The sequence below is a fragment of the Sphingomonas sp. FW306-05-A genome, assembly GCF_058782275.1.
On record NZ_JBYSXN010000002.1, the window covers coordinates 920,891 to 944,186 of the forward strand.

Genomic DNA, 23,296 nt, shown 5'->3' on the forward strand with positions numbered 1-23,296 from the left:
ACACAAAGGGAGATTGATGATGGCCAACACGGCCAAACCCCTCACCGCCGAGCGCGCGATCCTGATCCTTGGGTGGGTCGCGACCGCGACGGCGGTGATGATGTATGTTTCGTACATCTCGCAGATCCAGCTCAACCTTGCGGGGCACAAGGGCTCGGTGATCCAGCCGCTGGCGACCGCGGTGAATTGTACCTTGTGGGTGGCGTACGGGCTGCTCAAACCGCAGCGCGACTGGCCGGTGGCGCTGGCGAATGCGCCGGGGGTGGCGCTCGGCGCGATCACGTTCGCGACCGCGTTGTAACTCTATAGCCCCTCCCCTTCAGGGGAGGGGTTGGGGTGGGGCAGTCCCGCAGAACTCCGCTCTCTGCGAGGCACAGCCCCACCCCCAACCCCTCCCCTGAAGGGGAGGGGCGAAGAGACGGCACTACGCCAGCGTCATCAAACTCGCATTCCCGCCCGCCGCCGTGGTGTTGATCGAAACCGAAACCTCCTCGCACAACAGATCGAGCGGATACGCATCCGCCCGTTCCACCACGTCCGCGCTCGAAGCACCATGCAGCGACACGATCGCCCCCTCCCGCGCCGCCAGCGCCCGCGACGCAGCGGCGACGTCCGCCGCATCCCCCTCGACCAGCGCGCCCGCCAACGCATCGACCTCGGCCAGCCCCTGCGTCGGCCAGACGATCCGCGCCGCAACCACAGCGGGCAACCCCGCCGGTGCCACCGCCAGCGGCCCGCCCGGAATCACCACCGCATGGTTCCCCGTCGCGAGCACCGCGCCGATCTGCCGCCACAACCCATGCGCAGTCCGCGCGATCACCGCGATCCGCCCGCGTGGATGGAGCGCGTAGCGATTGATCTCGCCGACCGGACCCGCCAGCTCGATTTCATAGCCAAGCCGCGACCGGTCCGCGATCGCGCCGACCGCCGCCGCCATCTCGGGCTCGCCCTGCGTCCCAAGCCACGTCGCCAGCACCCTAGCGACCGGATCACCGCCCGTTGCCGAAACCGCCGCCGTTTGCGCGGCATGGACCAGCCGCGTCAGATACATCGGCCCACCCGCCTTGGGGCCAGTGCCCGAAAGCCCGCGCCCGCCGAACGGCTGGACCCCGACGACCGCGCCGATCGTGTTGCGATTGACGTAGACATTCCCCGCCCCGATCGCGCGCGTGACGCGATCGATCGTCGCGTCGAGCCGGGTGTGGAGCCCGAAGGTCAGCCCATAGCCGGTCGCGTTGATCGACTCGACCAGCGCATCCATCGCCCCGCTGCGGAACCGCAGCACGTGCAGCACCGGCCCGAACACTTCGCGTTCGATCTGCGCGATGTCGTCGATCTCGATGATCGTAGGCGGAACGAACGTGCCGTACCCCGTCGCGGCGGGCAAAGCGGCCTGCTCGACCCGGTGCCCCGCCGCCCGCATCCGCGCGATATGCGCGTCGATCCCGTCGCGCGCCTGCGCGGTAATGACCGGGCCGACGTCGATCGCGAGCCGGTCGGTGCGGCCGATCGTCAGTTCCGCCACCGCGCCGCGCAGCATCGCGAGCGTGCGGTCCGCAACCTCTTCCTGCAGGCACAAAACGCGGAGCGCCGAACACCGCTGCCCCGCGCTGTCGAACGCAGACGCTAGCACGTCGCCCACGACCTGTTCGGCCAGCGCGGAGGAATCGACGATCATCGCATTCTGCCCGCCGGTCTCGGCGATCAGCGGGATCGGCTTGCCCTCTGCGCTCACGCGCCCGGCGAGTTGACGCTGGATCGTCCGCGCGACCCCGGTCGATCCGGTGAAGATCACCCCCGCCGTCGCCGCCGCGCCGACCAGCGCCGCGCCGACTGCACCGTCGCCCAGCACCAGTTGCACGACGTTCTCGGGCACGCCCGCGCGGTGCAAAACGCGCACCGCTTCCGCCGCGATCAGCGGGGTCGGTTGCGCGGGCTTGGCGACGACCGGGTTGCCCGCGACCAACGCAGCGGCGATCTGCCCGGTGAAGATCGCGAGCGGAAAATTCCACGGGCTGATGCACACGACCGGGCCGAGCGGCGTCGCGCCGTCCAGCGTGGTCCGCGCCTGCGCCGCATAATAGCGCAGGAAATCGACCGCTTCGCGCACTTCGGCGATTGCATTGGCGGCGGATTTGCCCGCTTCGCGCATGATCAACCCGAGCAGTGTCGGCATCGCCGCTTCGAGCATGTCGCCCGCGCGGTCGAGGCAATCGGCGCGCTCGGCAACGGGCGTCGCCGCCCACCGCGCCGCCGCCCCGACCGCGCGATCGACCGCCGCTTGCGCCGCGGCTTCGTCCGCTTCGAAGACATGGCCGACGATGTCGCGGTGGTCCGCCGGGTTGCGGATCACGACCGCGGGCCGCGCGCCCGTGTCCACGCCGCCGGTCCATTCGGACGCGGCACTCGCCACCAGCGTTTGCGACAGCATCGCAAGCGTCGCTTCATCGCTGAGGTCGAGCCCCTGCGAATTGCGCCGCGCGCCATAGATCGACGCGGGCAGCGCGATCTCGTCATGCGGTGCGCCGGGGACCGGCATCGCGCGGACGATCTCGACCGGGTCGGCGATCAGATCCTCGATCGGCACTGCGGGATCGCCGATCCGGTTGACGAACGACGAGTTCGCCCCGTTCTCGAGCAAGCGGCGGACGAGATACGCCAGCAACGTCTCGTGCGTGCCGACCGGGGCATAGACCCGACATGGGCGCGCAAGGCCGTTCGCGCCGACGACCTGATCGTAGAGCGGCTCGCCCATGCCGTGGAGGCACTGGAACTCGTAATCGCCGACGACGAAATCCTCGCCCGCCAGCTGGTAGATCGTCGACAATGTCTGCGCATTGTGCGTGGCGAATTGCGGGAACACCGCGTCGCGCGCCGCCAGCAGCTTCCGCGCGCAGGCGATGTACGCGACGTCGGTGTAGATCTTGCGCGTATAGACCGGGTATCCGGAAAGCCCGTCGACCTGCGCGCGCTTGATCTCGGCATCCCAATAGGCGCCCTTAACCAGCCGGATCATGATCCGCCGCCCGGTCCGCCGCGCGAGCGCGATGACGAAATCGATCACCAGCGGGCAGCGCTTGCCGTAAGCCTGGATAACGAAACCAAGCCCCTTCCAGCCGTCGAGCTCGGGATCCTCGGCGAGCGACTGGAGCAGGTCGAGCGACAGTTCGAGCAGGTCGGCTTCCTCGGCATCGATGTTGAAGCCGATGTCATAGCCCTTGGCGAGCAACGCCAGCCCGCGCACGACCGGCAGCAGCTCGCCCATCACCCGCCCCGCCTGCGCACGGCTGTAGCGCGGGTGAAGCGCGGACAGCTTGATCGAGATGCCCGGGCCGCCGTAAACGCCGCGCCCGTCCGACGCCTTGCCGATCGCGTGGATCGCCTGTTCGTAATCCTTCAGATAGCGCGCCGCGTCCGCCGCGGTCGTCGCGGCCTCGCCCAGCATGTCGTACGAAAACCCATAACCCCGCGCCTCGCGGTCCTTTGCGTGGCGCAGCGCCTCGTCGATCGTCTGGCCGGTGACGAACTGTTCGCCCATCATCCGCATCGCCAGATCGACCCCGCGCCGGATCACGGGCTCGCCCACCCGCGCGACCAGCCGCGTCAGCGCGGTGGCGAGACCGCGGTCGTCCGCACTCGCCGCCAGCTTGCCGGTGACGACCAGCCCCCAGGTCGCAGCATTGACGAACAACGAGCGCCCGTCGCCGATATGCGCCGCCCAGTCGCCGCCCGCGATCTTGTCGCGGATCAGCGCATCGCGCGTCGCGGTGTCGGGAATGCGGAGCAACGCTTCGGCGAGGCACATCAACGCGACGCCTTCCTGGCTCGACAGCGCATATTCCTGCACCAGCGCCTGCACCCCGCCCCGCGCCTTCGACCCGCGCAACCCTTCGATCAGCGCGCGCGCGGTCCCTGCGGCAGCGCGACGAACGGTGTCGGGAACGGTTGCCGCCTCGACCAATGGCGGCACGCAGATCGGCTCGGGCGTCCGCATCGCCGCGGTGATTGCCGCGCGCATCGGATCGGGGGTGCGCACCGTCGGAGCAAAGCACGCAAATGGCATGGACGATTCGGTGGTCATGGCGATCCTCTGAGTAGATCTTCGCCATACGCGCCTATCCCGGAGGGAATCTTCCCGTTCAAACTTGACGAACAACAGATCTCGACCGCATTTCGGGGCCATGAAAGACAAATCGCCTGCACACCCGCCCTCTGACAGCGAATTGGACCGGTTCGACCGCGCGATCATCGATCTGTTGGCGCAGGATGGGCGAATGTCCGTCACCGACCTTGCCGCGCAGATCGGGCTGTCCAAGACGCCGACGCAGGTGCGGCTCAAGCGGCTGGTCGACCAGGGCTATATCCTCGGCTTCCGTGCGGTGACCAATCTCGCCAAGCTGGGGCTCGACCACGTTGCCTTCACCGAGGTGAAACTGTCCGACACGCGCGAGAATGCGCTGCGCGATTTTAACGCGGCGGTGCGGCGAATTCCCGAAATCGAGGAATGCCATCTGATCGCGAGCAGCTTCGACTATCTGCTCAAGGTGCGTACCACCGACATCCGCCGCTACCGCTATGTGCTGGGGGAGAAGATCTCCAGCCTGCCGCATGTCGCGAGCACGTCGACCTTCGTCGCGATGGAGACGATCCTCGACCACGATCGCTGACCGGGTCGAGCATCACCACCCTTACTTGGGCGGTGCCATCGTCACCGTATTCGGCGTCTGCACGACCGGGCGCATCGTCCCGTCCTTGTTATATGTCAGCGGATAGACCGTCACCGCACGCCGTCCGATCGCCCCGCGCTGGTCGTCGATCGCAAGATCGGCGTTGTGAAGGAACAGGTACGATTTGCCCTTGAAATCGGCGATCCCCGGATGGATCGTAAAGCTGTACTTGCCCGACCCGGTCAGCAGCCCGTGCGGTGTCCACGGCCCGCGTGGCGACGATGCAGTCGCATAGGAGACATGCTCATCGCGCTGCGTCTTTCGATCCAGCGAGGCATAGGTCAGATAATAGGTCTTGCCGCGCTTGTGCAGCCACGGCCCTTCCTCGAAATGCGGCGGCGTGATCTCGGTGATCGGGCCGTCGATCTCGATCATGTTGGGCTTGAGCTTGGCGATATAGCATTGCCGATTGCCCCACGCGATCCAGGTGGTGCCGTCGTCATCGGTCATCACGGTGGGATCAATGTCTTCCCAGCTGTGCGTGCCCTTGGGCGTCATTTCGTTGGTGATCAGCGCGGAACCCTTGGCATCGCGGAACGGCCCGGTGGGCGTGTCGGCAACGGCCACCGCAATTGCCTTGCCGGGGTGCGTGGCATCGTGCTCGACCGCGGCGTAGAACCAGACCTTGCCGTTTTTCTGGATCGCCTGCGAGGCCCAGGCGTCTTGCTTGGCCCATTTGAAATCGGCGACGTTCATGATCGGCCCATGATCGGTCCAGCGCTTCATGTCCTTGGTCGAATAGACCATCCATTCGCGCATGTTGAACATCTCGTCGCGCTGCGCAACGTCATGGCCGACGTAGAGGTACAGCGTATCCCCCACGACCATCGGCGCAGGATCGGCGGTGAACTTGTCCCGGATGATCGGGTTGGAAATCTTTGGCGCGGGATCTGCCGCGCCGACCGACACTGCGGTTGCGGCGAGCACCAGTCCGCCAATTGCCAATCCACCGAAAATCCGCATCCCACTCTCCCCGCCTGTCTTTCGCAACGCGCAAGGCGGAGGATACGAGGCGATGCTAACGCTAACAAGCGATCAATTGTTGGACTGATGGCCTAAAACACGACCCGGTTCAAAGGGCGGGATCATCGATGGGAAATGGTGGGCGATGACGGGCTCGAACCGCCGACATTCTCGGTGTAAACGAGACGCTCTACCAACTGAGCTAATCGCCCGCGCGAGCGCTTTGGGAAGCGCGATCGGCGTGGGGCGCGCAATGCCACCGCTCGCCGCGCAGGGCAAGCCCGAACGTGCTTATCCTATCGTGGCGCCTACGTGCCGCGCCGCCGCGACGTAGTTGCGCATCCCGAGACTTGCGTGCGATGACAGCGCTATGAAGGCGCGTCGGCGATCGAACGGGTCGGGATGCCGTTCGAACAATCCCGCGTCGGTCATCCGGGCGATCCAGCGCAATGCCGTAGTCGGTGCGACCGCAGCCGCAATGCACAGACTCGATACCGACACCTGCACGCGCTCCAGTTCGGCCGCGAACAGGTCGAGCAGCATGTCCCACGCCGGATCCTCGAACAGGCCGGGGCCGAAGAACTGGTCGCGCAGCCGACGCGCGCGGATCGCGTTGCGCACGTCGCGCACGCGAATGTCCGGGCGTTCGAGCAATGGTCCCGCGCGATAGGTCAGTCCGGGATCGGATACCGATGTCGGCCGGGACATCTCGTCCTCACCGCGCGTCAGCCAGGTAAGCGTTTCCGCGATCCGCGCGATCTCCTCGTTGAGCCGCATCAGGCGCACAGAATCGGGCGTTCCGCCGATATCGTGCAGCCGCTGTGCAGTGGGGGCCAGCGCGAGGTACAGGCTCGCAACGCGCTCGGTCGTGGTCGGGGAGCATAGCAATTCGATCGGCGCGGAACCGATCGATCCGGCAACGCAGTCGATCTGGGCGGGATCGAACACGATTATGGCGCTGGCATCCCCCGCATCGACCAGGTCGGCGATCAACGGGAGCACGCGTTCCAGTACGGCATCGGGCACACCCGACGCCTCGGCGAGGATCGCACGGCACAGGCCCTGGTGCTGCAGCCGCATCTCGGCCTCCGTCCAGGCGACGGGACCGAGCAAGCGCGCATGGCAGGCCTGGATCGCATCTGCCCCCGCCGAACGCTCTTCCGCGATCAGCAGAACGGATGGACGGTCGAGCGACGCCGGACCGTGCGCGGATCGCCCAACGTCGTCGAAGGCCGACGGTTCGGTCATGCGTGCGCTCCCCCAAGCCGAAGGCTTCTCGGCCCCTGCTTTACGTAAAATACGCATTACACCACAATGGAACAGCAAAATCCGCGCCATTTCGGCGGTCGTCACGCGATCAAAGACGCAGCGGAGCGTTATTAGCACCGAAGTGGAGCAAGTTTCAGCGTCAGTTAGCCGTCAACAGTTGGTGCCACCCGTCGGGAATTTGGTGACAAGACGCCATCAGTCGAGCGACTTGACGATTTCCTCGACCATCTTCTTGGCGTCACCCAGCAGCATCATCGTGTTGTCCATATAGAACACATCGTTGTCGACCCCGGCATAGCCGACCCCGCCCATCGAGCGCTTGATGAACAGCACGGTCTTGGCCTTTTCGACGTCGAGCACCGGCATGCCGTAGATCGGCGAGGTCTTGTCGGTCTTGGCCGCCGGGTTGGTCACGTCGTTCGCGCCGATCACGAAGGCGATGTCGGTCTGCGAGAATTCACTGTTGATGTCCTCGAGCTCGAAAACGTCGTCATACGGCACGTTGGCTTCGGCAAGCAGCACGTTCATGTGCCCGGGCATCCGGCCAGCGACCGGATGGATCGCGTATTTCACGCGGACGCCGTGTTCCTTGAGCTTGTCGCCCATCTCGCGCAGCGCGTGCTGCGCCTGGCTGACCGCCATGCCGTAGCCGGGAACGATGATGACCTGTTCCGCCTGCCCCAACAGGAACGCCGCGTCGTCGGCCGAGCCGCGCTTCCACGGGCGCTGCTCCTTCGCCTCGCCGCCCGCCGCCGCGCTGTCGCCGCCGAAGCCGCCCGCGATGACGCTGATGAAGCTGCGGTTCATCGCCTTGCACATGATGTAGCTGAGGATCGCGCCGGACGAGCCGACCAGTGCGCCGGTGATGATCATCGCGCTGTTATGGAGCGTGAACCCCATCGCCGCCGCTGCCCAGCCCGAATAGCTGTTGAGCATCGACACGACGACCGGCATGTCCGCGCCGCCGATCGGCACGATCAGCAGGAAGCCGATGACGAAGCTCAAAGCGGTAATCGTCCAGAACACCCAGGCGCTCTGGTCCTGCGTGAAATAGCCGACGAGGCCGAGGATCGCGGCGAGCACCGCAATGTTGATGATATGCCGTCCAGGCAACATGATCGGCTTGCCCGACATGTTGCCGTTGAGCTTGAGGAACGCGATCACCGAGCCGGAGAAGGTGATCGCACCGATCGCGATGCCGAGCCCCATCTCGATCCGCGAGACGGTCAGGATCTGCCCGTCGTCACCCAGAATCCCGAACGCGCCGGGGTTGAGATACGCCGCCGCCGCGACCAGTACCGCCGCCATGCCGACGAGCGAATGGAACGCCGCGACGAGCTGCGGCATGTCGGTCATCGCGATCCGCCGTGCGGTGACGATCCCGATCGCGGCACCGATCGCCATCGCGATCCCGATCTCGAACGGCGAGGCAAGGTGATGCGCGAACAGCGTCGTGCCGACCGCGAGCGCCATGCCGATCATGCCGAGCCGGTTGCCACGCTGCGCGGTCGCGGGCGACGACAGCCCGCGCAGCGCGAGGATGAAGCACACCCCCGCGACGAGATACGCCAGCGCAACCCAGGGATTTACCGGTGCCGTATGTTCCATCGCTTAACCCCCTACCCGCCCGCTATGCCGTCCATGCCGCGTCACTTCGCGACCGGCCGTTCCTTTTTCTTGTACATCGCAAGCATCCGCTGCGTCACCGCGAACCCGCCGAAGATGTTGACGCTCGCCAGCACCACCGCGAGCAGCCCGAGCCATTTCGACCAGACCGACCCTTCCGCCGCCGACGCGATCAACGCGCCGACGATGATGACCGAGGAAATCGCGTTGGTCACCGCCATCAGCGGCGTGTGGAGCGCGGGCGTGACCGACCAGACGACATAATAGCCGACGAAGCAGGCCATGACGAAAATCGACAGGATCGAGATGAAGTCCATGACGTACGTGTCTCCCGTTCAGGCCGCGGCGCGGCGGGGTTGCGGAACCGGACGCCCCATTTCCTGCGCCGCCTCGATCCAGCACCCGATGGCATCGTAGATATTGTCGAGCGCTTCCTGCGGCGTATCGCCGTCGGAACGACACCCCGGCAGTTCGGGCGCCACAGCCGTGAACCCCCCGCCGTCTTCGACCGACAGCGGCAGGATGTCGACTTCGTAATCGAACGGATTCATGATGTCCCTTCCCGAACGGCATCGACGAACCGTACCAGCGCCCGGATATACACAGGCTTGATCGGCCGGTGCGCGGGGACGGTCAGGATCTCGGCCATATCGATATGCTTCACCTTGAAATGTGATCCCTTGCGCGGTGGTGTGCAAGCGATGTCGAACCCATTGCATAGCGCTTCGACATCCCCGATCCGCCAATCGCGCGGATTGACGCGCATTTGCTCGAGCAAGGCCTCAGCGGAAGCCAACCGCTAGCTCAGCAACCGCGCGTTCGCCACCTTGCCGCCCTGCGTCAGCCGGATCGCGTCGCCGATCTCTTCGTCGAGCACCGGCTTGCCCTGTTCCTTGTCCCAGAAGGCGCTCAGGAAATTGAACAGGTTGCGCGAGAACAATGCAGAGGCATCCGCCGCCAGCCGCGACGCGACATTGCGATAGCCGACGATCGTCACGCCCGAAACGACGACCGCCTCGCCCGCGACCGAACCCTCGACGTTACCGCCGCTCTCGACCGCGAGATCGACGATCACCGAGCCCGGCCGCATGCTCGCGACCTGCACCGCCGAGATCAGCCGCGGCGCGGGGCGCCCCGGGATCAGCGCGGTCGTGATGACGATGTCCTGCTTGGCGATATGGCCCGACACGAGTTCGGCCTGCGCCGCCTGATATTCGGGGCTCATCTCGCCGGCATAGCCGCCCGAGCCCTCGCCCTCGATCCCGGCGACATTCTCGACGAAGATCGGTTTCGCGCCAAGGCTCTGGATCTGCTCGCGCGTCGCCGATCGGACGTCGGTCGCGGACACTTGCGCGCCAAGACGCCGCGCGGTGGCGATCGCCTGGAGCCCCGCAACGCCGACCCCCATCACGAACACGCGCGCCGCCGAGACGGTGCCCGCCGCGGTCATCATCATCGGAAACGCGCGGCCATAAGCCGCCGCCGCATCCAGCACCGCCTTGTATCCCGCAAGGTTCGACTGAGACGACAGGATGTCCATCGACTGCGCGCGCGTGATCCGCGGCATGAACTCCATCGCCAGCGCCTCGAGTCCCGCGGCGGCATAGCCGTCGATCCGCCCGCGATCCGCAAACGGGTTGAGCGCGGCGACCAGCCAGGCCCCCTGCGTGACCCCTGCGAGCGACGCCGCATCCGGACCCTGGACCGCAAGCACGATATCCGCGCCCGCCAGCGTCGCGTCGCGATCCGCGACGGTGGCGCCGGCCGCGGCATAATCGGCATCGGCGATCGACGCGGTGCTGCCCGCGCCTGCCTCGATCGCGACGGTCGCGCCGAGACCGATGAATTTCTTGACCGTTTCCGGGGTGGCGGCGACGCGGCGCTCGCCTTCGGCGGTTTCGCGGAGAACGGCGATCTTCACCGCTACTTGCCCGAGATCAGCCACACCACCGCAAACGCGATGATGAAGCAGGCAACCGCTCCATATTTGAGGACCCCGATGACCTTGGTGTAAGTCGCGCGGTGGACTTGCAGATCGCCCTCGTTCGCCATCGGTTCGTTCCTCACCTTTTTGTTCTTCCCGTGCTTAGCTCGCGCCACGCAACCCCTCAACCCCCGCAATTATTCGGCACGGCCTGTCTCGTTCGTCCCGGGCTGGGTCGTTTAAGGCGGCTTTTACATCTTGCCGTTACAGAATCGCTCCAAACAGAGTGAATTCGGGGAAGAGCATGACGCGAAACGGCCAACGCCTGCTGATGCTGATCGACGACGAACCCGCGCAGCGCAGGCTGATCGCGGCGATCGCCGCGCGGCGCGGATGGCGTGCGATCTTCGCCAATGACGGTGAGACCGCGATCGCGATGCTGGGCTCACCGGAGGGCTTGCAGCTCGATGCGATCCTGATGGACCATTGGGCGCCGGAGGCGGACCCGACCGCGCTGATCGCCGAATTTCGCACCCGTCGCCCTGCGCTACCGCTGTTGCTGCTGACCGCGAACGGGTCGGTCGCACAGGCCGTCCATGCGATGCGCTCGGGCGCGACCGACTTCCTGGTCAAGCCGCTCGCGCCCGAACGCCTGCTCGCCGCGCTCGATGCCGCGGTCGCCGACAAGGTCGCGGGCGAATTGCGCCCGTTGACCGAGAAGATTCCGGCACTGCTGGCGTTCGACGAGATCGTCGGCTCCGCCCCCGATTTCCGCGCAGCACTTGCGATCGCCGCCAAGGCCGCGCGCGCACGCGTGCCGGTTCTGCTCGAGGGTGAAAGCGGCGTCGGCAAGGAAGTCGTCGCCGAGGCGATCCACGCCGCCTCGCCGCGCGGCAAGAAACCGATGATCGCGGTCAATTGCGGTGCGATTCCGGCCAATCTCGTCGAGAGCGAATTGTTCGGCCACGAAAAGGGCGCGTTTACCGGCGCATTCGAACGCAAGACGGGTCGTTTCCAGGAGGCTGACGGCGGGACGCTGTTCCTCGACGAAATTGGCGAAATGCCGATCGAAGCGCAGGTGAAGCTGTTGCGCGTGCTCCAGTCGGGCGAAATCCAGCCACTTGGCGCACGGCAGGTGCGCGAAGTCGACGTCCGCGTCATCGCCGCGACCAACAAGCGGCTGACCGACGAAGTCGAGGCCGGACGCTTCCGCGAAGACCTTTATTACCGGCTTAACGTCGTCCAGGTGACGATCCCGCCGCTGCGCGAACGCACCGGCGACATCCCCGCGCTCGCGCGGCACCTGATGGCACGGATCGCGCAACAGCCGGGGTTGCGTCAGCTCGGCATCACCGACGACGCGCTCGCGCTGCTCGGTCGCTATGACTGGCCGGGGAACGTACGCCAGTTGCAGAACGCGCTCTTCCGCGCAGCCGTGCTGTGTGATGGCGACGCACTGACCCAGGCCGATTTTCCGCAGATCGCGGCGCTCGGCGGCAAACGTCCCGCATCACCCTCGCAAGCTCCGCTCGGCACGTCGGGCGGAATCACGCTGTTCCATGCAGACGGCAATCTGCGCGCGCTCGATGACATCGAGGCGGACGTCATCCGCCTCGCGATCGGCCATTATCGCGGGCGGATGACCGAGGTTGCCCGGCGGCTCGGGATCGGGCGGTCGACGCTGTATCGCAAGCTGGGCGAGCTCGGGATCGACAACGCCGCCGCCTGATCGCGTCTTACCAGAGGATGCCCTTGACCGGTTTGACCGGCTCGGGCGCTGGTTCGCCGAGGGCCTGCAGCAAGTCGATCTCGACCGTGGTGCACATCGCGGTCAGCGGCACGTCGTGAACGGTGTCGGCGAACGGATCGACCAGATCGTCGCCGATCTTGAGGACCGCGAGGAACATCAGGCCAGCGACCGTCGATCCTATCGGCGTCGCGAACCCCAGCGTCTCGACCAGTCCGATCGGGAGCAGGATGCAGAACAGCCGCGCGAAGAATTCAGGGAAGAAACGATACTGGTTGGGCAGCGGCGTGTTCTTCAGCCGCTCCATCCCGCCCTGGGCATTGGCGATGTCGACCAACACGCGCTCGATCGACGCCTGCTGGATCGTGTCGATCCACCCCTTCTGCCGCGCCTGATCGACCCGGCGGCCGGTGCCGTCGAGGATGCCGTTGGCGACGTTGTTGCGCGCAAGCGGGGGCTTGGCCTCGTCAGGCGACAGGAAGCGCAGCGCTTCCGCCCGCGTGTCCTGCTTGCGCAACTGGCAACGGAGCACATGGACATAGGTGATCTGGCGCAGGATGATCGCACGCTGCAGGTCGCGCCCTTCTTCATCGGGCAGGTAGCTGCGCGCCGCACGCGACAGACTGCGCGATGCGTTGATCATCCGCCCCCACAGTTCACGCCCTTCCCACCAGCGTTCATACGCCGAGGTGCTACGGAACCCGAGGAACAGCGCAAGCGCCGAACCGAACAGCGTCAGCGGCAGCGACGGCGCCTTGAACGGCAAGATGTAATAAGTGACCGTGACGATCACGTCCCACACGAACAGCGCGAGCAGCGGCCGCCACACTTCGGCGACGATCTGCCGATATCGCGGGACTGCGTCGATGATCATGAATTTCCTCCAGGCGTTGCGATGTTGCAGTGCGATACGAACGCGCTGCGATTAGGTTCAGAACGGAAGCACTGCGCCAACGGCACGTCCTCCGCGCGCTGCCGGTAGGCGGCATCGCATGTCGAACGTATAACGATTGTGTTATTTTCCGCTACGGATCGTCGCGCGGGACGAACGGATCGATACGGTCGACCAGACGCTTAGCGGGCCACCAGTGCCTGATCGCGCAGTCCACGCCACACGCGCACTGCCTGGACCGTTTCGGCCACGTCGTGGACGCGGAGCAGTTGCGCGCCCGCCTCGACGCCCTTCAGCGCGAGCGCGATCGAGCCCCCAAGCCGCGCATCCGCCGCCGCTTCGTTCGATAGCGCGCCGATCATTCGCTTGCGGCTCGCGCCAAGCAGGATCGGGCACCCCAGGCCGTGGAAGATCGCCAGCCCATTGAGCAAGGCGAGGTTCTCCGCGAGCGTCTTGCCGAACCCGATACCGGGATCGACGATGATCCGCGCACGATCGACGCCGCCTGCCACCACCGCATCGATCCGCGCCTCCAGCCAGTCGAACACGTCGGTCAGCACGTCGCGATAGCCTTGCGCACCGTGGCCCCCGCTTCTGGGATCAGGCGAATGCATCAGGACAACCGGGCACCCGGCGCGGGCTACCACCTCCAGCGCGCGATCGTCCCACAGGAGTGCAGCGACATCGTTGACGATCGCAGCGCCTGCCGCGAGCGCGGCTTCCATCACTCCGGCCTTGCGCGTGTCGATCGATACCAGCGTCCCGCTCCGCGCGAGCCGTTCGATCACCGGCACGACGCGCGTGATCTCGTCGCCTTCCCACACGACCGGCGCACCGGGCCGCGTCGATTCGCCGCCGACGTCGATGATCGCCGCGCCCGCCGCGGCCATCGCGACCCCAGCCGACGCCGCCTCAGCCGGGTCTCCGCCATGCGTGCCGCCGTCGGAGAAGCTGTCGGGCGTGACGTTGAGGATCGCGGCGACCGACGGCTGATCGAACCGCAGTATCCGCTCCCCGAGCGTCAGCGCGGCGCGCGGTGCAGTGATTCGGGCGTGGAGACGGGCCGCGCGATCGTCCTGTAGTAGATCGGCCAGCGCGGTGATCGGCACGGTGCGACGGCGACCGCCTTCGATCACCTCATACGCCGCGAACCACAGCATTCCGCCCGCGAGCCGAGCGACCTCGCCATCACGGCCGACGGGGGTGTCGACAAATTGGACCGGGCGGAGGTGGAGGGGATCGCGCATCGAACCCTATGTCGTCGTTTGCGGGACAGATGCTACCCGAAAAGCCGCCCCGACCGCTTCATTCCGCCGCGAGCAACGTCTCCGCCGCGCTCAGATCGACCGAGACCAGCCGGCTGACCCCCTGTTCGATCATCGTCACGCCGAACAGCCGGTGCATCCGGCTCATCGTCACCGCATTGTGCGTGACGATCAGGTAGCGCGTCTCGGTCTCGCGCGTCATGACGTCGAGCAGGTCGCAAAACCGCTCAATGTTGGCGTCATCCAGCGGCGCATCGACTTCATCCAGGACACAAATGGGTGCAGGGTTGGTCAAAAACAGGCCAAAAATGAGTGCAACGGCGGTCAACGCCTGCTCGCCGCCCGACAGCAGCGTGAGCGATTGGAGCTTCTTTCCCGGCGGCTGCGCCATGATTTCGAGCCCCGCCTCAAGCGGGTCGTCCGAGTCGACCAGCTCCAGATGCGCCGCGCCGCCGTTGAACAACGTCGTGAAAAGCCGCCGGAAATGCCCGTCGACCGCCTCGAACGCGGCGAGCAGCCGCTGCCGCCCCTCGCGGTTCAGCGTCCCGATCGACCCGCGCAACCGGTTGACCGCCAGCCCCAGCTCCTCGCGCTCGGCAGCATTGCCCTGCGACGCCGACTCCAGTTCGGCGAGTTCGGTTTCGGCGATCAGATTGACCGGCCCGATCCGCTCGCGGTCGACGGTAAGTTTCTCATGTACCGCGGATTCTTCCGCGGGGGCGCGCACCGACGCACCGTCGAAACCGACACGTTCGGGGAGCAGCACCGACGGACATTGGAAGCGTTCGCTTGCGAGCCGGTTCGTCTCGACCCGGCGCATTTCCTGATTCTCCGCCCGCGCCGCCGCACCCGCGCGCGCCTCGCGCGCCTGGGCGAGCGTTTCGGCAGCGGCGGCGGCGGTCGCCTCGGCGGCGCGGAGCGCAATATCCGCCGTGCGTTCAGCGGCTTGCGCGGCATCCGCATCGGCGCGTGCGGTGGCATGGGTCGCTTCCAGCGCAACGACTTCGGCGGCGAGTGCCTCCGGCCGACCCGCCAACGCCTCCGCCTCCAGCGCGAGCGCGGCGTCGCGCTTGTCCATGTCCGCGATCCGCTTGGCCGCCTCGCCCGCGCGCGTGCGCCAGCCCTTCGCCTCCGCCACCATCGCCGCGAGCCGGTCGCGCGCGCTGCCGAGGTCGCGGTCGACCCCGGCGCGATCGGCGCGCGCGGTGGCGATCTCGGCGCGACGATGCTCCGCCGCGCGCGACAGTTCGGCGACGCGCGCACGGGTCGCGCTGCCGTCGGGAAGCGCGGCGTGCGCCTCGGTCGCGCGAGTCACTTCGGCGGCGGCTTCGGCGTGATCCGCCTCGATCCGCGCGCGTCGGCCCGCGAGATCGCTGCGTTGCGCCTCGATCCGCTCGATCGCGGCGGTCGCGCGATCCTCGGCACGCGCCGCCTCGCGCACGCGTGTTTCGGCGCTTTCGAGCAACCGCCGTGCCGCCACCGCCGCGCTTCGCGCTTCTGCGATCGCAGCGTCGATCCGCGCGAGGTCTGCATCGGCGGATTCGACCGCGCGAACCGCGGCGGGGCGCTGATCCTCGATCGCGCGCAACCGGTTCATCCGTTCGAGCCGCTCCGCTGCCGCCGCCCCGCCCGATTTCGCGACATAACCGTCCCACCGTCGCACGCTTCCGCGTAGCGTCACCAGCCGCTGCCCGACTGCGAGCGCGACGCCATCGTCGGCATCGACCACGAAGATCTGCGACAGCCGTCGCGCCAGCGCAGGTGGCGCAACGACATGGCTGGCGAGCGGCACCGTGCCAGACGGCGCGGGCGGATCTTCGGGGAGCACGTCGGCGCCAGCCCAATAACGCTCGCCCGCTGGATCGAGCCCCGCCTCCAGATCATCCCCCAGCGCCGCCGCGAGCGCGCGTTCATAGCCCGGATCGGGCCGCATCCGGTCGAGCACGCGGTCGCGCCCGTCGCGTCTGGTCGCGCGGGTCAGCGCCGCCGCCTCGCTGTCGAGCGCTGCCAGATCGGCATGCGCGCCCGATCGCGCCGCCTGCGCCCGGTCGCGCTGGTCGCGCGCGCCGCGCTCGTCGGCATCGGCGCGCGCCAGCCCGGCGCGCGCATCCTCCCCATGTTGCAATGCCTGCGCGCGTGCCTCCTGCGCAGCAGTGCGGTCCTTGAGCAATGGCGCTGCATCACCCAGCGCCGCCGCTTCCGCCGTCACCCGCGCGAGATCGCGCGCGCTGCGGTCCGCCCGCGCGCGCGCCGCGGCGAGCGCTGCTTCGGCAACGCGCGCATCCGCCGCTTCGGTCGCCTGCGCGGCCAGCCCCTGCGCGAGCGCGACCTCGGCATCGCGCCCGGCGCGCTCCGCTTCAGCCTGTCGCGCTTCGAGCGCGGGAACGCGCGCGGTCATCTCGGCCAGCCGCGCCTCGGTCGTCCGCGTTTCCTCGGTCAATCGCGCAATCGCCTCCGCGGCGTCGTGCGCGAGCGCGCCCTCGCGCAAGCGGTCCTCCGTCAACCGGGTGCGCGCCGAGGCCAGTTCGTCACGTCGCCGCACCGCCGCCGCCTGCTCGCCGCGCAAGGTCGCCAGTCGATGCGCCGCTTCGCTCGCTGCATCACGCAGCGCCTGAGCCACGGCACGCGCGGTCGCCAGCGCCTCGGTCGCGGCGAGCGCATAGGCAGCCGCCGCACGCTGCGCCTCGGCGGCATCTGCGACGCGCGCCTCGCAGGTCACCGCCTCGGCCTTCGCCGCATCCGCCGCCGCTTGTGCATCGCGCCAGCGCGCGTAGATCATCCGTGCCTCGGCCACGCGAATCTGGTCGGACAGCATCCGATAGCGTTCGGCCTGTTTCGCCTGCCGCCGAAGCGATGCCGCCCGCGCATCCTGATCGGAAATCAGTTCGTCGAGCCGCGCGAGATTGGCCTCGGTCGCGCGGAGTTTCTGCTCGGCATCGCGGCGGCGGACGTGGAGGCCCGCGATCCCGGCGGCTTCCTCAAGCATCGCGCGGCGCTCGGCGGGCTTGGCGGCGATGATCGCGCCGATCCGCCCCTGGCTGACCAAAGCGGGGGAATGCGCACCCGTCGCCGAATCCGCGAACAGCAGCGCCACGTCCTTGGCGCGCACGTCGCGCCCGTCGATCCGGTAAGCGGAACCCGTCCCGCGCTCGATCCGGCGGACGACTTCGCTTTCCTCAGGCCCGGACGATCCAGGCGTTTCGATCAGCATCGAGACTTCGGCGAAATCGCGCGCTGGCCGCGTCGACGTGCCCGCGAAGATCACGTCGTCCATTCCCGCCCCGCGCAGCGACCGCGCCGAGGTCTCCCCCATCGTCCAGCGCAATGCTTCGAGCAGATTGGACTTGCCGCAGCCGTTGGGCCCGACGATTCCGGTCAGCCCGGGTTCGATCCGCAGATCGGCGGCGTCGACGAAGCTCTTGAACCCCGACAGCCTGAGCCGCTTGATCTGCATCCCCCCGGACCTGTCCGGGTCAGCCGCCGGCGCGCTTGAGCGCCTGTTCGAGCTGCGGCCAGGCACCACCGGTCGGCTCGAGCGCAACCGCCTCGTTGTTGATCAGGAAGGTCGGCGTGCTCGTCACGTTGTGATCGGCGTTGGCTTTGGCGGTCGCCTTGGTCAGCGCATCAAGTTGGGTCGAATCCGCAAGGCAGGCGCGCGCCTTGGCATCGGGCACACCGCGCTGCTTGACGAAATCGAGATAGCCCAGATCCTGCGCGAAGGTCGCCGCGATCGTCTGTGGCGATGCGCCCTGCATTCCCTGCACCTTCTGCGCGACTTCCTGCTCCTTGGCGAGCAGCGTCTGCTGGTTCGCCATCATCGCCTCGAGCAGCGGGAAGAACGCGGCATCGTCGACGCAATGGCCAAGCAGGATCGGCGCGATGTCGAGCGCGCCGTGGATCGGGTAATCACGGAACTCGTACGAGACCTTGCCGCTCGCGATGTACTGCGACTTGAGCAGCGGGAAGCCTTCCGCCTCGAACTGTGCGCAGAACGGGCAGGCGCGCGAGCCATATTCGACCAGCTTGATCGGCGCATCGGGGTTGCCCATGCGATAGCCATAGTCGGCGGTCTTGACGACCGTGTCGGTCCAGCTCTGGCCAGCGGGTGCGGCCTTGCCTGCGACGGGGGCACTGGCAGCGGTGGTGGTGCCGGTGCCCTTGCTGTTGTCGCCACAGCCGGCAATGAGCAGAGCGGGCAGCGCAAGCGCCAGGATACGGTTGGTCATCTCAAGCTAGCTCCTAGGTATCGGATATTATTTAGCGGCAAGCGCGGTCTTCAGCACAGGCTCGAGCGTGTCCCAGGCGAACACGTTCGGGATGACCTTGCCGTCAAGAATGAAGCTCGGCGTCCCGCTGATCTTGTAGGTCGACTGGCCGATGTTGGCGCGCGAGACGATCGTGTCGATCGCCTTGGGGTCCGCCAGACACGCCGCAGCGCGCGGCCGCGGCAGGCCCATCTTCACGACCAGATCAGTATAGCCATAAAAATCCGCCAGATAGGCCGCGACGACGTTGGGGGTGGCTTTCTCAAGCTCCTTGCCCTTCGCCTCGGGAACCTCGGCGGGCCGGCCGACCAGGCTCTTCTGCTGCGCCATCATCGCTTCCATCACGCGGAAGAAGTGCGGCAGCGGTACGCAATCGCCCAGCAGGATCGGACCGAGGTCGAGCGCGCCATGCACCGGGTAATCGCGATATTCGTAGCTGACGCGCCCGTTCGCGACATAGCCCGCGACCAGCTTGGGTTCCCCCTCGACCGCGAATTGCGCGCAGGTCGGGCAAGTGCGTGCGCCATATTCGATCAGTTTGACCTTGGCGTCGGGGTTGCCCATCCGCACGCCGCCTTCGGGCGTCCGCACCAGCGTGCGAGTCCAGTCGACCGCCCCGGGCCGTGGCGCGGGCTTGCGCTGTACCGGCGCAGCACCCGCCGGCGCGACCAGCGCCGCGCTCGCCACGAGCGCGACCAACCCCAGGCTCCGCATCATGCTTTCCGTTCCCCGATCACCGGCACGCCACGCGATGCGGCCACCCCTGCGGCAAGCGCTTCAAGCACCGCCTTCAATTCCGGATCCGCGATCGTCCGCAGGCTCTCGCCCAGTTCGGGCGGGGCGGGCGGGAGCGCGGGCGGCGGCGTGCGCTTGGCCCGCGCGATCACGTCGCCTTGCCGGATCTGCACCTTGGCAATCGCGGCATAGCCGAAGAAGCGATTGACCCGCTCGATGATCTCGGGCGCGATATGCTGCATCATCGTCGCATGCGCGCCGCGCACGACCAGGTTGAGCGTGCCGCCGGTGCGCTCGCCGTGCGGGAACTTGATCGATTCGGGTGCCGATACATTGGCATAGCGCGGGCCGACGATCTCGCCCCAGCGCGTCACGACCGCGCTCTGGACGAAGCCGAAACGGCGGAATGCCGCGCGTCCGGCATCGGGCAGGAGTTCGGCGACCGAACGCGCGCGACCGCCGCGGCGATGCTCGGGCTGCGCGGGGGGTAACTTGGTCTTGGGGGGGGCTTTGGTGCCGCTGGTGCTCATCCCGCCGTCCATGCCATAGCGATGCCGTGTCCGCCAAGCGTCCTTCCCAAATCGCCACCCATTTGCTCAGCTGGTACGATGCGCATGCGCGCACGTTGCCCTGGCGTGCCGCCCCCGGGAGTAATGCGCCCGACCCGTATCGCGTCTGGTTGTCCGAGATCATGCTCCAGCAGACGACCGTCGCGGCGGTCACCCCGCGCTTCGCGGAGTTTATCGCGCGCTGGCCGAGCGTCGAGGCGCTTGCCGCCGCGCCCGAGGCCGATCTGATGGCGGCGTGGGCGGGGCTCGGCTATTATGCGCGGGCGCGCAACCTCCATGCCTGCGCGCGGGCGGTGGTTGCGGCGGGCGGGTTTCCGACCACCGAGGCGGGTCTGCTCACGCTGCCCGGGGTCGGTGCCTATACCGCCGCCGCGATCGCCGCGATCGCGTTCGGGGAGCGCGCGGTCGTAATCGATGCAAACGTTGCACGCGTCGTCGCGCGGCTGTTTGCGATAGAAACTCCACTTCCCAATGGCTTGGCCAAAATCCGCACCGCGACCGACACGATCACGCCGGACACGCGATCGGGCGATTTCGCGCAGGCGATGATGGACCTCGGATCGAGCGTCTGTACCCCGCGCACCCCACGCTGCCTCGCCTGCCCGCTGTCCGCCGACTGCGTGGCCTACGCGCAAGGCAACCCCGAGGGTTTCCCGATCAAGCTGGCCAAGCCGGTCAAGCCGCAGCGCTACGGCACGATCTTCTGGCTCGAACGGGACGACCGCGTGCTGCTCGTCCGCCGTCCGCCGCGCGGGTTGCTCGGCGGGATGCGCGCGCTGCCGACGGGGGCGTGGGCGGATGCGCCGCCAGGGCTCGCCGATCCGCCGGTTGCCGCCGACTGGACCCCGCTGCCGCAGACGGTCGCGCACGTCTTCACGCACTTCCGGCTCGAACTGTCGCTTGCCGTGGCGCACGGCGGTGGGCATGGCGATTCGGGTGAATGGTGGCCCATCGCCGAGCTCGACTCAGCGGGGCTGCCGACGGTCTTCGCCAAGGCGGCGACGGCGGTTCGGGTGGCAAACAGGAGAAGATGATGAAACGGTATCTGATTTTGGGAAGCGCCCTCGCCGCTCTCACCGCAGGCGTCGTGGTTGCACAGCAGCCGGCACCGCGCATGGCGCCCCAGATGGCCGCACAGCCGCAGACCGGCACGCCGTCGCTCCCCGCCACGCAGAAGCTGTTCGCCGACTATATCGCCGCCAACAAGATGCCCGGCATCGTCGGTGTGATCGGGCATGGCGATGCACCCCCCGCAGTGATCGCCAACGGCAAGCTCGGTGACGAACCCGGCGCGGCAATGACCGACGCCGACAGCCTGTGGCGCGTCTATTCGATGACCAAGCCGATCACCGCGATGGCGGCGATGATGCTGATCGAGGACGGCAAGATCGGCCTCGACCAGAAGGTCAGCGATTTCATCCCCGCGTTCAAATACATGAAGGTCCAGGTCAGCCCGGATTCGATGACTTCGCTGCCCGCGACGCACGCGATCACGGTTCGCCAGCTGCTGACCCACACCGCCGGGCTCGGCTATACGATCATCACCAAGGGGCCATTGCTCAAGGCGTATGAGGAGGCAGGGATCACCCCCTTCACCGCCGACGTAAAGAGTGAGGCGCAGATGCGGCTCAAGCGCCCGGCGACGCTGGAGGCCTTCGCCAACAAGGTCGCGACGCTGCCGCTGATCGCGGAACCCGGCACGCGCTGGAGCTATTCGATCGGGCTCGACGTGATGGGCCGCGTGATCGAGGTCGCAAGCAAGATGCCGTTCGACCGCTTCCTCCAGACGCGGATCTTCAAGCCGCTCAAGATGAACTCGACCTATTTCACCGTGCCGCAATCGGAAGTCCGCCGTCTCGCGACGGGCTATGCGATCGTCGGTGACAACCGCGTTCCGCTCGATCCGGCGGCGACCTCGGTCTATCTCCAGAAGCCGAGCTTCCCTTACGGTGGGGCCGGGCTGGTAATGTCGGCGCGCGATTACGATCGCTTCCTCCACATGCTCCAGAACGGCGGCACGCTCGATGGCAAGCGCGTCCTCAAGCCCGCGACGGTCCAGCTCGCCATGTCCGATCTGCTCCCGCTGGGCGTGGTCTATCCGGGGTCGGTCTCGGCGACGGGCGGCACGACCAATGCGCAGGGGTTCGGCGCGGGCGGTTCGGTGACGTTGTACGATACGCCGGGCGGTCCGGGTAAGGGCACGTATAGCTGGGGCGGGGCCGCGGGCACGATCGCCTGGGTCGATCCGACCAACAAGGTCCGCGCGACCGTCATGGTCAATTACCTGCCGAGCGACAAATACCCGCTCCGCACCGATTCGACCAAGTCGATCTACGCCGACCTCGCACCGGTCCTGACCAAGCGGTGATTGCTCCGGGCTTTACCGGCGGGACGCTCGACCGGGCGGACGCGCTGCGCCACGACGAAGCGGGGCTTGCCGCGCTGGCGAATGACTGGCGCTCGCGGCTGCTCCGGCTCGACGGGTTCGACCCCGTGCTGATGGGCGACGGGACGCTGGGGTGGACGACGCTTGCCGACGTGCCGGACGGGGCCGAGCTGGTGCTGCTCGGGCTCGACGAGAACGGGCGCGGGCATTTCGCGGCCTATGTGCCGGGGATGCGCGCGCCGCCGGGGCGCTCGCCCCGGCTGTTCGGGTTGCTCGGGCAATTCGCGCCGGGCGAGGCAGCGACTTATGCCGCCGCGCGCAGCGTGCTCGACTGGCACAGCCGGCACCAGTTCTGCGCGAATTGCGGGCACCAGACCGAGATGTTCCGCGCGGGCTGGGGGCGACGCTGCCCGAGTTGCAAGGCCGAGCATTTCCCGCGCGTTGATCCCGTCGTCATCATGATCGCCGAACATGACGGCCGCGCGTTGCTCGGGCGGCAACCGGCGTTTCCGCCCGGTCGCTATTCGGCGCTCGCGGGGTTCCTCGAACCCGGCGAATCGATCGAGGAAGCGGTCGCGCGCGAGATCATGGAGGAAGCGGGCGTACGGGTACGCGATGTGCGCTACATCGCCAGCCAGCCATGGCCGTTCCCGTCGTCGCTGATGGTGGCGTGCGTCGGGATCGCGGACCATGACACGATCACGCTCGATACCAACGAGTTGGAAGATGCGATCTGGGTCTCGCGCGAGGATGTGCGCGCGGTGCTGGCCGGGGGTGACGGGCCGTTCCTGCCGCCGCCCGCTTATGCGATCGCGTTCACATTGCTGACGGCCTGGGCCGAAGGGTAACTTCTCCTCCCCTCCCTGGAAGGGAGGGGGCGGGGGTGGGTTGGTCCGTTCTTCGGATGTCGCCAGCCCCGGAGAGCGAC

Annotated in this window: 20 protein-coding genes and 1 tRNA gene; 6 read left to right on the forward strand and 15 right to left on the reverse strand. The window is 67.4% G+C overall.

Going from position 1 to position 23,296, the window contains the following annotated elements; all coding sequences use genetic code 11:
• The first annotated feature begins 19 nt into the window (after window positions 1–19).
• Window positions 20–301 carry a SemiSWEET family transporter gene (locus tag AC3WJR_RS13080; RefSeq protein ID WP_492725449.1) on the forward strand — a complete coding sequence of 94 codons (282 nt, stop codon included), beginning with the start codon at window positions 20–22 and terminating at the stop codon, window positions 299–301.
• A 123-nt stretch (window positions 302–424) separates the two neighbouring features.
• Here the strand turns inward: AC3WJR_RS13080 and putA are convergent, their stop codons facing one another.
• Window positions 425–4,081 (reverse strand): trifunctional transcriptional regulator/proline dehydrogenase/L-glutamate gamma-semialdehyde dehydrogenase, encoded by a 3,657-nt coding sequence (gene putA, locus AC3WJR_RS13085; protein ID WP_492725450.1) that lies wholly within the window; start codon window positions 4,079–4,081, stop codon window positions 425–427.
• 100 nt (window positions 4,082–4,181) lie between these two features.
• On the opposite strand from putA, the gene AC3WJR_RS13090 reads away from it, so the two are divergent.
• The gene (locus tag AC3WJR_RS13090; RefSeq protein ID WP_492725451.1) at window positions 4,182–4,667 is read left to right on the forward strand and encodes an Lrp/AsnC family transcriptional regulator; all 486 of its coding nucleotides are present in this window, start codon (window positions 4,182–4,184) and stop codon (window positions 4,665–4,667) included.
• A 21-nt stretch (window positions 4,668–4,688) separates the two neighbouring features.
• Here AC3WJR_RS13090 and AC3WJR_RS13095 read toward each other — a convergent pair whose 3' ends face one another.
• The 8 genes from AC3WJR_RS13095 to AC3WJR_RS13130 form a co-directional block, all read right to left on the reverse strand.
• Window positions 4,689–5,690 carry a glycoside hydrolase family 43 protein gene (locus AC3WJR_RS13095; RefSeq protein WP_492725452.1) on the reverse strand — a complete coding sequence of 334 codons (1,002 nt, stop codon included), beginning with the start codon at window positions 5,688–5,690 and terminating at the stop codon, window positions 4,689–4,691.
• 136 nt (window positions 5,691–5,826) lie between these two features.
• Window positions 5,827–5,902 (reverse strand) — tRNA-Val (locus AC3WJR_RS13100).
• A gap of 79 nt (window positions 5,903–5,981) precedes the next feature.
• Window positions 5,982–6,938: a hypothetical protein gene (locus AC3WJR_RS13105; protein ID WP_492725453.1), complete on the reverse strand. Its 957-nt coding sequence runs from the start codon at window positions 6,936–6,938 to the stop codon at window positions 5,982–5,984.
• Between the two features lie 216 nt (window positions 6,939–7,154).
• Window positions 7,155–8,567, reverse strand: a complete 1,413-nt coding sequence (locus AC3WJR_RS13110; protein WP_492725454.1) for an NAD(P)(+) transhydrogenase (Re/Si-specific) subunit beta — start codon at window positions 8,565–8,567, stop codon at window positions 7,155–7,157.
• A 41-nt stretch (window positions 8,568–8,608) separates the two neighbouring features.
• The gene (locus AC3WJR_RS13115; RefSeq protein ID WP_010218984.1) at window positions 8,609–8,902 is read right to left on the reverse strand and encodes an NAD(P) transhydrogenase subunit alpha part 2; all 294 of its coding nucleotides are present in this window, start codon (window positions 8,900–8,902) and stop codon (window positions 8,609–8,611) included.
• 18 nt (window positions 8,903–8,920) lie between these two features.
• Window positions 8,921–9,136, reverse strand: a complete 216-nt coding sequence (locus AC3WJR_RS13120; RefSeq protein ID WP_010161882.1) for a type II toxin-antitoxin system HicB family antitoxin — start codon at window positions 9,134–9,136, stop codon at window positions 8,921–8,923.
• A gap of 248 nt (window positions 9,137–9,384) precedes the next feature.
• Window positions 9,385–10,506, reverse strand: a complete 1,122-nt coding sequence (locus tag AC3WJR_RS13125; protein ID WP_492725455.1) for an NAD(P) transhydrogenase subunit alpha — start codon at window positions 10,504–10,506, stop codon at window positions 9,385–9,387.
• A gap of 2 nt (window positions 10,507–10,508) precedes the next feature.
• The gene (locus AC3WJR_RS13130) at window positions 10,509–10,637 is read right to left on the reverse strand and encodes an aa3-type cytochrome c oxidase subunit IV (protein WP_277968944.1); all 129 of its coding nucleotides are present in this window, start codon (window positions 10,635–10,637) and stop codon (window positions 10,509–10,511) included.
• 176 nt (window positions 10,638–10,813) lie between these two features.
• On the opposite strand from AC3WJR_RS13130, the gene AC3WJR_RS13135 reads away from it, so the two are divergent.
• Entirely contained in the window at window positions 10,814–12,238 is a 1,425-nt protein-coding gene (locus AC3WJR_RS13135; protein WP_492725456.1) for a sigma-54-dependent transcriptional regulator, read from the forward strand.
• Window positions 12,239–12,245: 7 nt separating this feature from the next.
• On the opposite strand, the gene AC3WJR_RS13140 is transcribed toward AC3WJR_RS13135, so the two are convergent.
• The 6 genes from AC3WJR_RS13140 to AC3WJR_RS13165 all read right to left on the reverse strand — a co-directional run bounded on the left by AC3WJR_RS13140 (window position 12,246) and on the right by AC3WJR_RS13165 (window position 19,955).
• Window positions 12,246–13,130: a bestrophin family protein gene (locus AC3WJR_RS13140; protein ID WP_354279202.1), complete on the reverse strand. Its 885-nt coding sequence runs from the start codon at window positions 13,128–13,130 to the stop codon at window positions 12,246–12,248.
• 200 nt (window positions 13,131–13,330) lie between these two features.
• Entirely contained in the window at window positions 13,331–14,395 is a 1,065-nt protein-coding gene (gene folP / locus AC3WJR_RS13145) for a dihydropteroate synthase (RefSeq protein WP_492725457.1), read from the reverse strand.
• A gap of 58 nt (window positions 14,396–14,453) precedes the next feature.
• Complete coding sequence (gene smc / locus AC3WJR_RS13150; protein ID WP_492725458.1) at window positions 14,454–17,867, reverse strand: chromosome segregation protein SMC; 3,414 nt, start codon at window positions 17,865–17,867, stop codon at window positions 14,454–14,456.
• A gap of 19 nt (window positions 17,868–17,886) precedes the next feature.
• Window positions 17,887–18,639 carry a thioredoxin domain-containing protein gene (locus AC3WJR_RS13155; protein ID WP_354279199.1) on the reverse strand — a complete coding sequence of 251 codons (753 nt, stop codon included), beginning with the start codon at window positions 18,637–18,639 and terminating at the stop codon, window positions 17,887–17,889.
• A gap of 27 nt (window positions 18,640–18,666) precedes the next feature.
• Complete coding sequence (locus AC3WJR_RS13160) at window positions 18,667–19,395, reverse strand: thioredoxin domain-containing protein (RefSeq protein ID WP_492725459.1); 729 nt, start codon at window positions 19,393–19,395, stop codon at window positions 18,667–18,669.
• A complete protein-coding gene (locus AC3WJR_RS13165; RefSeq protein WP_354279197.1) occupies window positions 19,392–19,955 on the reverse strand; it encodes a DUF721 domain-containing protein in 564 nt (187 codons plus the stop codon). Before AC3WJR_RS13165 ends, AC3WJR_RS13160 begins: the two co-directional genes overlap by 4 nt.
• Window positions 19,956–20,005: 50 nt before the next feature.
• On the opposite strand from AC3WJR_RS13165, the gene AC3WJR_RS13170 reads away from it, so the two are divergent.
• The 3 genes from AC3WJR_RS13170 to nudC are packed head-to-tail and all read left to right on the forward strand — an operon-like array spanning window position 20,006 to window position 23,216.
• A complete protein-coding gene (locus AC3WJR_RS13170) occupies window positions 20,006–21,016 on the forward strand; it encodes an A/G-specific adenine glycosylase (protein WP_492726141.1) in 1,011 nt (336 codons plus the stop codon).
• Entirely contained in the window at window positions 21,016–22,350 is a 1,335-nt protein-coding gene (locus AC3WJR_RS13175) for a serine hydrolase domain-containing protein (RefSeq protein WP_354279196.1), read from the forward strand. The genes AC3WJR_RS13170 and AC3WJR_RS13175 overlap by 1 nt, the downstream gene beginning before the upstream one ends.
• On the forward strand, window positions 22,347–23,216 hold the full coding sequence (gene nudC, locus AC3WJR_RS13180; RefSeq protein WP_492725460.1) for an NAD(+) diphosphatase: 870 nt from the start codon (window positions 22,347–22,349) through the stop codon (window positions 23,214–23,216). Before AC3WJR_RS13175 ends, nudC begins: the two co-directional genes overlap by 4 nt.
• Window positions 23,217–23,296: the final 80 nt, after the last annotated feature.